The following is a 12,067-nucleotide window of genomic DNA, read 5'->3' as shown; positions in this document are numbered from 1 at the left end:
CCTTTCGGCCCGGGGCGCCTGGAACGTTGCTTGTCAGTGGATCAAGCAGCACGACCATGGCAGCCGGCGGGCCGGATGCCATAGGTAAAGACGAAGGTCGTGTGCTGTCGCATGGAATCAGTATGACCCGGTCCGTCCGGCCGGGCCAACACGGCGCCCGGATGGTGAGACACCACCCGGAGGCAGCTCCGCAGCCCGCGCTTCCCGCATCTCCGGTCCGGGGTGGGGCGACGGCTGGTTCCGTGCCCCCGGTCCGGGGTGGGGCGACGGCTGGTTCCGTGCCCCCGGTCCGGGGTGGGACGACGGCCGACCCCGTCACCCGGGCAGACCGGTAGAATCGATAAAACCGACCCCCCCCTTCACCGCCGGAAGGCCGCCCGTGCCAGCAGCACCCCTCGCCGCCCCCGACATCGCCACCGACGTGGTCCTGGTTGTCGACTTCGGGGCGCAGTACGCCCAGCTCATCGCCCGACGCGTCCGTGAGGCCCGGGTCTACAGCGAGATCGTCCCGTCCACGATGCCGGTGGCCGAGATGCTGGCCAAGAACCCCCGGGCGATCATCCTGTCCGGCGGCCCCTCCTCGGTGTACGCGGAGGGCGCGCCCTCCCTCGACCGGGCGATCTTCGAGGCCGGGGTCCCGGTCTTCGGCATGTGCTACGGCTTCCAGCTGATGGCCACCACGCTCGGCGGCACCGTCGACGACAACGGTGCCCGTGAGTACGGCCGTACCCCGCTCACCGTCTCCAAGTCCGGCTCCACGCTCTTCGAGGGCACGCCTGCCGAGCAGTCGGTCTGGATGTCGCACGGCGACGCCTGCTCCGCCGCCCCCGAGGGCTTCACCGTCACCGCGTCCACCGACGTCGTACCGGTCGCCGCCTTCGAGAACGACGAGAAGAAGCTCTACGGCGTCCAGTACCACCCCGAGGTCCTGCACTCCACGCACGGCCAGCAGGTCCTGGAGCACTTCCTCTACCGCGGCGCCGGCATCGAGCCGACCTGGACCACGACCAATGTGGTCGATGAGCAGATCGCGCTGATCCGCGAGCAGGTCGGCACCAAGCGCGCCATCTGCGGCCTGTCCGGCGGAGTCGACTCCGCGGTCGCCGCAGCCCTCGTGCAGAAGGCCATCGGCTCCCAGCTGACCTGCGTGTACGTCGACCACGGCCTGATGCGCAAGGGCGAGACCGAGCAGGTCGAGAAGGACTTCGTGGCCGCCACCGGCGTCCAGCTGAAGGTCGTCGACGCCGAGGAGCGGTTCCTGACCGCGCTGGCCGGGGTCTCCGACCCCGAGCAGAAGCGGAAGATCATCGGCCGCGAGTTCATCCGCGTCTTCGAGCAGGCCCAGGCCGAGCTCGTCGCCGAGGCGGGCGCGGCCGGCGAGGACGTCGCGTTCCTCGTCCAGGGCACGCTCTACCCGGACGTCGTCGAGTCCGGCGGCGGCACCGGCACCGCCAACATCAAGTCCCACCACAATGTCGGCGGTCTCCCCGACGACATCGAGTTCCAGCTCGTCGAGCCGCTGCGCCAGCTGTTCAAGGACGAGGTCCGGATGGTCGGCCAGGAGCTCGGCCTGCCCGACGAGATCGTCCAGCGCCAGCCGTTCCCCGGCCCCGGCCTCGGTATCCGTATCGTCGGCGAGGTCACCAAGGACCGGCTCGACCTGCTCCGCGAGGCCGACGCCATCGCCCGCGAGGAGCTGACCGCGGCCGGTCTGGACCGCGACATCTGGCAGTGCCCGGTGGTCCTGCTCGCCGATGTCCGCTCGGTCGGCGTCCAGGGCGACGGCCGCACCTACGGCCACCCGATCGTCCTGCGCCCGGTCTCCTCCGAGGACGCCATGACGGCCGACTGGTCGCGCCTGCCGTACGAGACGCTCGCCAAGATCTCGACCCGCATCACCAACGAGGTCGCCGACGTCAACCGCGTCGTGCTCGACGTGACGAGCAAGCCGCCGGGCACCATCGAGTGGGAGTGACCTTTTTGCAGGGTCCACGCTGATGCCGTCGCTCATTCGTTTGGGCGGCGGCATTGTCGTACCAGCTGGGTAGGCTGGCTTATTGGACGAGACTCACTCCCATGGGAGCAATCACGAGCGCCGCCACCCGAGTTCGAGTTGGACGAGAAGTACAACTATCCCGTTCCGCCGCCCGGTGGCTGGACTGCTGACGACCTCGACCGGCTGCCGAATCTGCCGAGGCGCACGGAGTTGATCGACGGGAGTCTCGTTTTCATGAGTCCGCAGACAAAGTTTCGTATGCGAACCATGCGTCTGCTGGAAAACGCACTTCTCGACCAGGCTCCGGACGGTCTCGATGTCTTCCGGGAATTCAGCATCAGGCTGAACAAGCGGAACCGGCCGGAGCCGGACGTGCTCGTGGTTCCGCTCGGAGCGGATACCGGACCGAACGACACGTGGCTGCGGCCGGAGGACGTCATTCTGGCCGTGGAGGTCGTCTCGGAGGAGTCGGAAGACAGGGACCGCGAGGCCAAGCCCCGCAAATACGCTGCCGCAGGCGTCCGGTACTTCTGGCGGGTGGAGCAGAACGAGGGCCTCCCGGTGGTGTACGTCTACGAGCTCGATCCCGCGCTCAGGGCTTACGTGGCCACCGGCATCCATCACAGCAGGCTGAAGCTGGACACCCCCTTCCCCATCGATATCGACCTCACCGCGATCAACCGTCGCCGCCCCTGAAGGAGCCCATTCCCGGCCCCACGACGGATCGTTCCCCGACACCCCTGGCCACTTGCGGCAACCGGCGGTAACTTCCGGTTCCGTACGCCCTGGGAGTCCGGAGGAGCCGCCATGCCCGAGCCCGCACCGATACCTGTGGAACAACTGCAGTTCGCGCTGCCGCCCGTCCACCAATCGGTCGACGAGGAGCGCGCGTACCGCAAGGAGCGGCTGGCCGGTGCGCTGCGGCTGTTCGGCGCGTACGGGTACGAGGACGGTGTGTCCGGTCACCTCACCGCGCGGGACCCGGAGTTCGCCGACTGCTTCTGGGTCAACCCCTTCGGGGCCCCCTTCGACGGGCTCGCGCCGGACGAGCTGATCCTGGTCAACGGGGACGGGCAGGTCGTCGAGGGGCGGCACCACGTCAATCAGGCGGCGTTCGCCGTCCATGCGCAGGTGCACCGGGCGCGTCCGGACGTCGTCGCCGTCGCGCACACCCACTCCCTGCACGGACGGGCCCTTGCCGCGCTCGGTGAGCTCATCGAACCGATCACCCAGGAATCCTGTGCCTTCTACGAGGACCACGTCCTGTACGACGCGTACACGGGCGTCGTGGTGGACGAGGAGGAAGGGCGCCGGATCGCCGCCGCGCTCGGCGGGCACAAGGCGATCGTGCTGCGCAACCACGGGCTGCTGACCGTCGGCGACTCGGTGGACGCGGCCGCCTGGTGGTTCATCGCGCTGGAACGCTCCTGCCAGGTGCAACTGGCCGCGCGGGCGGCCGGAAAGCCGGTGCTGATCGAGCACCGGGACGCCGTCGCCACGCGTGAGCAGCTCGGTAGCGACCTGGTCGCCTGGATCAACTACCAGCCGCTGTGGCGCCGGATCGGTCGCACATTCTGACGATACGCGCCGACGGGCCGCCCCGATGCGGCCCGTAGCCCCGTCGTACGGCACAATTCGCAGCAATCACAGCAGAGTTGGCTGTACCGGGGCTTGAAAGGGCGGCGTTCTCCGTGGCGTTGGACGAGGCGAGGGCGAGCGGCACGCACGGCGGCGGCTGCACGTGCGGCGACTGCCCGCACGGGGCGCGCGAGGGCCACCGGCGCGCGGTGGCCGCCTTCCTGGCCAAACGGGACGAATTCGCCGCGGGCCAGGGGCTGCCGCCCGGGGTCGCCCAGTCCGCCTCCGCGACCCGCCAGTGGGTCTCGGACGAACTGACCCAGTCGGCCAGGACCGTGGCCGAACGGGGCCGGGAAGCGGGCGACGCCTGGCTGTACCGGGTGTGGCGGCGCACCCTGATCGCGGTGTGGGGGAGCGTCGCCGTGCTGGTCGTCGCCGAGGCCGTCACCGCCATCGGTGCGGGCTGGACCAACGCCCGAACGGCGGGGCTCGTCGCCGGGCTCCTCACCGCGGGCCTGCTGACCGCCGCCGCCCACGTCCACCGGGCCCGCGGCGGCCTGTTCGCCCCGGTGATCGGCGAGGACAACCGGCTCTCCACCTCCCGGGCGGTCGCCGCGTCCTGGGTGCTGATCGCCGTCTTCTCCGTCCTCGTGCTGGCGCTCCAGCTGGCGGGCGCCTCCGGCCATGCCGAGCGCGACGAACTGATCGAGGGGCTGGAGCTGTCCCGGGGCGCCGGGGTGGTGACCGTGCTGGCACTGGTGTGCGCCGTTGCCGTCGTCGTACGCCGGGTGGTGACCGTACGCGCCCTGTCCGGGCGGCTGCAGAAGCTGCGGGCCGAGCGGCCGCGCGCCGCGGATCTGCTCACCGACGACTCGGGACGGGGCAGCTTCACGGATGTGCAGTACGTGCTGGTGAGCACCGTCGCCGTGCTGTTCGCCGCGGTCCGGCTGGCCCGTCGGCCCGAGCAGCTGCCCGACCTGCCCTGGGGCCTCGCGCTGCTGGTCACCGTCTCGGCGCTCGCGTACTTCGCCGGGAAGTACGTGGAGGGCGGGCGCCCGGTGGTGCTCTCGGTGGTCCGGGCCCGGGAGGCCGGGGATCTGGACGCGCCGATCCGTACCGGCGACGACATCGAGATCCGGGGTGCGGGCTTCGTGCCGCCCGGCGCCGGGGCGCCGGACCGGCTGGCCCGCATGATCGTGCGGATCGGCCGGGTCCATGTGCATGTGCCGCTGGTCCCGGTCACCGGCGGCTTCGCCAACCCGACCGACGGCGTGCTCACCGTGCCGGTACCGGTGGAGGTGGAACCGGGGCTGGTGGAGGTGCAGGTCGTGACCGCCGCCGGGGTCGAGACGAACCGGGTCGAGATCGATGTGACGGACTGACGGCACGAGACAGCCCCGCCGGGCGGGCGGACGTCGGCCGATGAACACCGGCCGATGGGCCGATCAGCTGCTCGGACGGCCCATGGACACCGGCCGATCGGACCCCCCCACCAGGTGAACAGTGCGTTTATCGCGTACGTATGGTCTGGTGACGGATCTACGGAAGGCGGGCAGCCACATGCAGGGTTTCAGCACGAACGTACGCGGTCTGGGTGATACGAACGTACGCGGTCTGGGTGAGCCGAGAGGGCTCAAGGAGCTGGCACGGGAGCATGCCCTGCTGCCCCTGCGGATCTTTCTCGGGGCCACCTTCATCTACGCCGGGCTCGACAAACTGATGGACAGTTCCTTCTTCCGCGCGAGCGGCGCCGGGTCCATCGGCGAGACGATGCACGCGGTGCGCGACTCGTCCGCGATCCCGGCCCTCGTCGACTTCGCGCTGAAGAGCCCCGGCGCCTTCGGGTACGCCATCGCCATCGGCGAACTCCTCGTCGGCATCGGCACCCTCATCGGGCTCTGGGCGCGGCTCGCCGCGCTCGGCGGGGCGCTGATCTCGCTGAGCCTGTGGCTGACGGTGAGCTGGCAGGTCGAGCCGTACTACTTCGGCAACGACCTGGCCTACCTCATGGCCTGGCTTCCGCTGCTGCTCGGCGGGGCCGCGGCGTTCTCCGTGGACGCCCTCCTCGCGTCCCGACGGCGCCGGATCAGGTAGTTCACCCAGGTCGCGGTGGCGGCCAGCCAGAGGCCGCCGAAGAACAGCGGGAAGAAGAACATCCACGGGGCGTTCCAGGCCCCCGCCGCGTCCGCCGCGTATCCCGCTGCCAGCGCGAGCATGACCACGCCCGCCACCGCCCGTCCCGGGCGGATCTCATGACGCAGCACGGGTGACCTCCACCTGTCCGATGCCGACTTCGAGAGTGAGCTCGACCGTGCCGGCCGGTTTGCTCCCCGGTGGCGGCGGCAGCGTCCTGTGCTCGTTCTGCGAAGGATTGACGTCCACCTCGCGCGCCTTGCCCGCCGGTGCGCCGCTCGGCCGGCTGAGCGGCAGCGTGATGTCGCCGAGGTTCGCCCGCGCGTCCACCTTCACCGTCACCGCCTTCGGCACGACGACGACCGCGCGGCCCGCCCCGACGTTGACCTCCGTACGGACGGTGTCGCCGGGCGGAACCCTGATCTCCGTGAGATCCAGTCGCGCCACCCCGGTGCCCAGTCCGTAGTGCGGCCGGACCGCTGCCACCGTGGCCGGCCGCCAGCCCTCGCGCACCCACTGGGTGGTGATGTTCTTGGGCAGCGTGGAAGCGCCCGCCAGCAGGGCCGCCGTGATCATCGACAGCATGACCGTGCCGAACCCGGTCCGTCCGAGGAACGCGCTGACCAGCATGCCCAGCCCGAACACCGCGAGCGCACCGGCCAGACCGATCTGCAGACTCGTGCCGAGGGGGTGGGAGCCCCAGCTCAGCCCCGTGCCCAGCCCGCCCGCGATCAGCGCGAACAGGAACACGAGACCGCCGATCGAGACCGGGCCCGTGGTGCCGGGCTCCCGCCGGGGCGCGCGGAACGGGTCTTCCGGCGTCGCCCCCCGGGGCCGTACCGCCGGGTCGGCGGGCACCGTGTCGGCCGGGCCCCACAGATAGCCGAGGCCGACCGGCCCCGAGGTGCCGTCCTTGATGATCGGGTCCCGCCACCACGACGGGCTGCCCGGCGTGGGCGGGGCCTTCACCTCGGGCGGCGCGTCCGCCACCGCCTGCGCGGTCGCCGGATGCAGCGGGTCCTCGGGCGCCGCGGTCCTGCGGTTCTGCGTCCAGACGGCGAAGCCGACGACCGCGAGCGTCAGCATCGCGGAGAAGGCCAGCGTGCCGCCGTTGCCCAGCATCGAGAGGAACAAGCCGCAACCGATCAGCGCGAGCAGCACCGCGATCAGTGACGCCCCCTCTACGCGACCGGACAGCAGCCGGCGCGCCTCGTTCTCGTCCGACCCCTCCAGCGGGATCAGCAGCCAGGCGAAGCCGTAGAAGATCAGCCCGATGCCGCCGGTGACGGACAGCACACCGAGCACGATCCGGAAGATCACCGGATCGACGTCGCAGTACCGGCCGAGCCCGCCGCACACCCCGGCCACGACCTTGTGCCGCGAGCTGCGCCGCAGGTGAGGTCCCGGGGCCGGGGGCGGTGCGACGCCGGGGGAGGCGTCCTGGGGAACGGTCATGGCTCCATGGTGACGGGCCGGGCGCCCGTCCGGGACCCGCGCCGACCCTGGCCGATCCCTGATATTGGCCCGCGGGACCCCTGGGGGAACCGCTCGTTCCCCCGGAGCCGAGCTCTCTCAGGGTCGAGTCCGGGGCGGACCCTGATGCCGTCGCCCGTGCGGGCATGTGACCATCGGGTCATGCCAGCCGCCACCCCCCGAGCCGCCGCGAGCTCCCCCGGAACCGATCCGGAGGAGCTGCCACTGCGCAAGCTCTACCGCAGCGCCGACGGACGGATGCTCGGCGGCGTCGCGCGCGGACTCGCCGGGCATCTCGGGCTGCCCGTCGTCTGGGTACGGTTCGTCTTCCTCGGCCTGTTCTTCGCGGACGGCCTCGGCGCGCTGCTCTACGCCGTGTTCTGGATCGTCGTCCCGCTCGGTGTCGGTGGCGTGGAGGCGCCGCGCTCCGTCTTCGAGACCGCCCCGGACGGCAGACGCCGGCTCCGTAAACCCGACAGGGGCCAGATCTTCGCCCTCATCGCGCTGTTCATCGGCGCCATGATCTTCGTCGGCAACGTCGACATGGGCAGCGGCGCCGACCGCTACATCTGGCCCACGCTGCTGATCGGCGCCGGCTCCGTGCTGGTGTGGCGGCAGGCCGACAACGCCCGGCGGGCCCGCTGGATGGAGGTCGGCAGCCGCCGTCGGGTCCTGCACCTGGCCCGGGCGCTGGCCGGGGTCGCCCTGGTCGGCCTGGGTCTCGCCGTCTTCATGGTGGTACGCGGCTCCGCGGCCCAGCTCGGCAACGTCCTCACCGCCGCGATCGCCGTCCTCACCGGCATCGCGCTGCTGGCCGGCCCCTACCTCGTCCGCATGACCCAGGACCTCTCCGAGGAACGCACGATGCGCATCCGGGCCCAGGAGCGCGCCGAGGTCGCCGCCCATGTCCATGACTCGGTGCTGCACACCCTCACCCTGATCCAGCGCAACGCGGAGGACGCGGGCGAGGTCCGCAGACTGGCCCGCGCCCAGGAACGCGAACTGCGCAACTGGCTGTACAACCCCGAGGGCACCGGCAAGGACGAGGACGACGAACCCGAGACCCTTGCCGAGGCGGTCAAACGCGCCGCCGCCGAGGTCGAGGACAAGCACGGCGTCCCGCTGGAGGTCGTCGTCGTCGGCGACTGCCCGCTGGACGAGAAGCTGGCCGCGCAGATGCAGGCCGCGCGCGAGGCGATGGTCAACGCCGCCAAGTACGGTGGCGAGGGCGGCGCCGTCCAGGTCTACGCCGAGGTCGAGGGCCGCACGGTCTTCGTCTCGGTACGCGACCGGGGCCCGGGATTCGATCCGGATTCCGTACCGGGGGACAGAATGGGCGTACGAGAATCAATCATCGGCCGGATGCAGCGCAACGGCGGTACGGCGCGGCTGCGTTCGGTGCCCGGCGGGGGCACGGAAGTCGAGCTGGAAATGGAGAGGGCGAGCGATGACGGAGACCACTGAGGCGACCGGGGGCCCGGAGCGCCGGGTACGGGTCGTGCTCGTCGACGACCACCGGATGTTCCGCACCGGCGTCCAGGCCGAGATCGGCCGCACCGAGGAGACGGGCGTCGAGGTGGTCGGCGAGGCCGCCGACGTCGACCAGGCGGTCACCGTCATCACGGCGACCCGCCCCGAGGTCGTCCTCCTCGACGTCCATCTGCCGGGCGGCGGCGGCGTCGAGGTGCTGCGCCGCTGCGCACCGCTGATGGGCGCCGTGGAGAACCCGGTGCGGTTCCTGGCGCTGTCCGTCTCGGACGCCGCCGAGGACGTCATCGGCGTCATCCGCGGCGGCGCCCGCGGCTACGTCACCAAGACGATCACCGGCACCGACCTGGTCGACTCGGTCTTCCGGGTCCAGGACGGCGACGCGGTCTTCTCGCCCCGGCTGGCCGGCTTCGTCCTCGACGCCTTCGCCTCCACGGACGCGCCGCCGGTCGACGAAGACCTGGACCGGCTGACGCAGCGCGAGCGCGAGGTGCTGCGGCTGATCGCCCGCGGCTACGCGTACAAGGAGATCGCCAAGCAACTGTTCATCTCGGTGAAGACGGTCGAGTCGCACGTCTCGGCGGTGCTGCGCAAGCTCCAGCTGTCCAACCGGCACGAGCTGACCCGGTGGGCGACGGCGCGACGGCTGGTCTGAGTCGACGGCCCGGTTCCGGCGTTCGTTCTAACCTGCCGCACCGTCGGGGTCGAGCGAGATGTTCAGCTTCTCGCCGACCCGGCGGTAGCCGATGCCCGCGTAGATCCGTTCCACATCGGCGTCGCCCGGCTCCAGCCACACCACCCGGCAGCCCCGCTCGAAGGCGGTCGCGGTCAGGTGGGCACAGAGCGCGGCGCCGATGCCGCGGCGGCGGAAGGCTTCGACGACGGCGAGGCCCGCCAGTTCGCTGAGGCCGTCGACCGGGATCGAGCAGCCGCCGGCGCCCGCCGGGACGCCGTCGACCGTGGCGAGGGCCGCGACCCCGCCGCCCCCGGCCGCCGCGCGCAGCCAGGCCGCCTCGCCGCCCTCGGGTTCGCCGGTGCCGCCGTAGCCGTGGTGCTGGACGAGCGCCGCGGCGTCGAACTCCGCGTCGGTGACCGGTTCGGCGATCACGAGGGAGTCCACCGGCTTCGGCGACAGCAGGTCACCGGGGGCACAGGCCAGGATCGGCGCCCGGTTCTCGACGGTGAACCCGGCGGCGAGCAGGGCCGGTTCGACCGCGGGCGCCCAGCCCGGCAGATACTCCAGCCGCGGCAGCCGGTCGCGCTCGCGGAACGCCGCGATCAGCACGTCGAGGTCCTCGGCCGTCGGCTCGGCGTCCCGGTCGGGTATCGCGTAATTGGCGTACTTGATCGACCAGTCCGGGTTGTACCGCACGGTGAAGGGGCCGACCCGCAGATGGCCGGGGGAGCGCAGGGCAAGCGTACGGGCGTGGGTCTGGACCTCGACGTCCATGGGCATGTGTGGGTGTCCTCTTGCCTATCGGTCGGAAGCCGGGAGCCTATGCCACCCGGGTCGCTCCGGCGAAGGGCATTTGGTCGATCGGCGCGATCCGGACCGGCGCTCCCGGGCGTGGGGCGTGGATCATCTGGCCGTTGCCGATGTAGAGCCCGACATGACTGATGCCCGAGTAGAAGAACACCAGGTCGCCCGGGGCAAGTTCGGAGCGTGAGATGTGCTGTCCGGCGTTGATCTGGGTGTACGTGGTCCGGGGCAGCGAGACGCCCGCGGAGCGCCAGGCGGCCTGGATGAGCCCGGAGCAGTCGAACGAGGACGGGCCGGTCGCGCCCCAGACGTACGGCTTGCCGAGCGCCCCGTACGCGAACGCGACGGCCTCGGCGGCGCGGGAGTCGGGGGCCAGTACGGGGCCGCGCGCGATGCCGCGGTCGGCGCGGCCGGCGGAGCGCACGCCGTCCGAGCCCTCGTAGGCGGTGCGCTCGGCCGGGGACAGGGCGGCGAGGAGCCGTTGTGCGTCGGCCAGTTTGGTCCTGATCGTCGCCTTGTGCTTCTTCAGCTCGGCCTGGCGCGATGCCAGCGCCGCCAGCTTGCCCTTGGCCTGCGAGCGCAGCTGGGCGATCCGGGCGACCTGTCGTTCGACCTCGTCGACCTCGGCGGCCTGGCGGTCGCCGATCCGGTCCACGTACGACGCGCGCTCCAGGTACTGGTCGGGGTCGGAGGAGAGCGCCAGCTGTACGGATGGGTCGAGGCCGCCGGTGCGGTACTGCGCGGCGGCGAGCGAACCCAGTGCGTTGCGCGAGGCGTTGAGGCGCTCGGTCCTGCGGGCGGCCTCGTCGCGCAGGGTGTCGACGGCGTCGGCGGCGGCGGTCGCCTTCTCCTTGGCGCCGTTGTACTGCTCGGTGGCGACCTCCGCGTCGTGGTAGAGCCGGTCCGCCTCGGCCTTGATCTGGGCGGGGGTTGGCTGGGGGTCGGCGTGCGCCGAACCCGGTAGTACGGCAGCGGTGGCGGCCCCGGCGAAGGCCAGGGTGGCCGCGGTGCGGGCAGCGGAGCCGGTGTACGGGCGCTGCTTGGGTTTCCGGTGCGCTGCCACGGGGGCGTGCGTCCTTCCTGGCGACTGCCCGTCGGGGACTACCGGCGGGCCCGCCGGAGGTCCGGCGGCGGGTCACCAACAGGAGAGCGGTCCGCCGCCGGATTTCTCGGCGTGGTGACCGGTGTGCCGTCCGGGTGCGGAGCGGCGGTGAAGACGGTCACCTGCTCAGGGACGCTAAACCCGGGGCACGGGGAAGAGTCGTAATGACGCCTATTGCCTCATTTTGGCGCGGCACTGTCTCTGTCTGATCGGAAAAATAACAACAGAGTAAGGCAATTGGTGCAGACACGAGTGAAGCGGCAGGAAGCCGCACCTGCCTGCGGAGTGGTGATATGGGCGGGGCTAGGCTGCGGCCTCATGGACGTACTCATTCATGTCTTCGTCGCCCTGCACATCATCGGGATCGCCTCTCTGCTGGGCGGTTTCCTGACCCAGATGAAGGCGATGGGCGCGGGCACGGCCCGGTTCGTCCCGGCGATGCTGCACGGCGCACTGACGATGCTGGTCACCGGTGTCGCACTGGTCGGGCTCAACCAGGCCGACGACAACCCCGTGAACAACATCAAGATCGGGGTCAAGCTGCTGCTCCTGGTCGTCATCCTCGCGCTGGTCTACATCAAGCGGGACGAGGAGAAGGTCGACAAGGGCGCCTTCTCGGCCGTGGGCGGGCTGACGCTCGCCAACATCTTCATCGCCACGCTCTGGACCTGAGAGCCGAGGCCGGAGAGCTGAGGCCGAGGCCCCGAGCCCTGAGAGCTGAGCCCTGAGCCCCGAGGCCCCGAGCCCTGAGGCCCCGAGCCCTGAGGCCCCGAGCCCTGAGGCCCCGAGCCCTGAGAGCTGAGGCCGAGGCGCCGAG

At 71.2% G+C, this 12,067-nt stretch carries 12 protein-coding genes; 9 read left to right on the top strand and 3 right to left on the bottom strand.

All coding sequences use genetic code 11. The features are described from left to right. The first annotated feature begins 379 nt into the window (after window positions 1-379). From guaA to ACFU8Q_RS32615, 6 genes are all read left to right on the top strand, one after another. Window positions 380-1,975, top strand: coding sequence for a glutamine-hydrolyzing GMP synthase (gene guaA / locus ACFU8Q_RS32640; RefSeq protein WP_384461038.1), 1,596 nt, complete (start codon window positions 380-382; stop codon window positions 1,973-1,975). A 138-nt stretch (window positions 1,976-2,113) separates the two neighbouring features. Continuing rightward, window positions 2,114-2,692, top strand: coding sequence for a Uma2 family endonuclease (locus tag ACFU8Q_RS32635; protein ID WP_384461035.1), 579 nt, complete (start codon window positions 2,114-2,116; stop codon window positions 2,690-2,692). A gap of 111 nt (window positions 2,693-2,803) precedes the next feature. Continuing rightward, a complete protein-coding gene (locus ACFU8Q_RS32630; RefSeq protein ID WP_384461032.1) occupies window positions 2,804-3,574 on the top strand; it encodes a class II aldolase/adducin family protein in 771 nt (256 codons plus the stop codon). A gap of 113 nt (window positions 3,575-3,687) precedes the next feature. Then, window positions 3,688-4,956, top strand: a complete 1,269-nt coding sequence (locus tag ACFU8Q_RS32625; protein ID WP_384461029.1) for a hypothetical protein — start codon at window positions 3,688-3,690, stop codon at window positions 4,954-4,956. Between the two features lie 178 nt (window positions 4,957-5,134). Further along, the gene (locus ACFU8Q_RS32620; RefSeq protein ID WP_384461041.1) at window positions 5,135-5,668 is read left to right on the top strand and encodes a DoxX family protein; all 534 of its coding nucleotides are present in this window, start codon (window positions 5,135-5,137) and stop codon (window positions 5,666-5,668) included. Window positions 5,669-5,683: 15 nt separating this feature from the next. Beyond that, the gene (locus tag ACFU8Q_RS32615) at window positions 5,684-5,830 is read left to right on the top strand and encodes a hypothetical protein (RefSeq protein ID WP_384461026.1); all 147 of its coding nucleotides are present in this window, start codon (window positions 5,684-5,686) and stop codon (window positions 5,828-5,830) included. On the opposite strand, the gene ACFU8Q_RS32610 is transcribed toward ACFU8Q_RS32615, so the two are convergent. Further along, window positions 5,825-7,162, bottom strand: a complete 1,338-nt coding sequence (locus ACFU8Q_RS32610; RefSeq protein WP_384461023.1) for a PspC domain-containing protein — start codon at window positions 7,160-7,162, stop codon at window positions 5,825-5,827. The two genes, ACFU8Q_RS32615 and ACFU8Q_RS32610, sit on opposite strands and share 6 nt — an antisense overlap. A gap of 180 nt (window positions 7,163-7,342) precedes the next feature. On the opposite strand from ACFU8Q_RS32610, the gene ACFU8Q_RS32605 reads away from it, so the two are divergent. Together ACFU8Q_RS32605 and ACFU8Q_RS32600 are read left to right on the top strand one after the other, a co-directional pair. Beyond that, a complete protein-coding gene (locus ACFU8Q_RS32605) occupies window positions 7,343-8,644 on the top strand; it encodes a PspC domain-containing protein (RefSeq protein WP_384461021.1) in 1,302 nt (433 codons plus the stop codon). Continuing rightward, the gene (locus ACFU8Q_RS32600) at window positions 8,628-9,323 is read left to right on the top strand and encodes a response regulator transcription factor (RefSeq protein ID WP_326767293.1); all 696 of its coding nucleotides are present in this window, start codon (window positions 8,628-8,630) and stop codon (window positions 9,321-9,323) included. Before ACFU8Q_RS32605 ends, ACFU8Q_RS32600 begins: the two co-directional genes overlap by 17 nt. 27 nt (window positions 9,324-9,350) lie before the next feature. Here the strand turns inward: ACFU8Q_RS32600 and ACFU8Q_RS32595 are convergent, their stop codons facing one another. Both ACFU8Q_RS32595 and ACFU8Q_RS32590 read right to left on the bottom strand, forming a co-directional pair. Continuing rightward, a complete protein-coding gene (locus tag ACFU8Q_RS32595; RefSeq protein WP_384461017.1) occupies window positions 9,351-10,124 on the bottom strand; it encodes a GNAT family N-acetyltransferase in 774 nt (257 codons plus the stop codon). Window positions 10,125-10,164: 40 nt separating this feature from the next. Next, window positions 10,165-11,211, bottom strand: coding sequence for an NlpC/P60 family protein (locus ACFU8Q_RS32590; RefSeq protein ID WP_384461014.1), 1,047 nt, complete (start codon window positions 11,209-11,211; stop codon window positions 10,165-10,167). Between the two features lie 357 nt (window positions 11,212-11,568). Between ACFU8Q_RS32590 and ACFU8Q_RS32585 the strand changes: the two genes are divergently transcribed. Continuing rightward, a complete protein-coding gene (locus ACFU8Q_RS32585) occupies window positions 11,569-11,922 on the top strand; it encodes a hypothetical protein (protein ID WP_384461011.1) in 354 nt (117 codons plus the stop codon). The last annotated feature ends 145 nt before the right edge of the window (window positions 11,923-12,067 follow it).

Origin of the sequence: Streptomyces sp. NPDC057543, assembly GCF_042801895.1 — a bacterium.
Classification (GTDB): domain Bacteria; phylum Actinomycetota; class Actinomycetes; order Streptomycetales; family Streptomycetaceae; genus Streptomyces.
The sequence above is the reverse complement of the archived record's forward strand: the minus strand, read 5'-3'. Positions and strand labels throughout refer to the sequence as shown.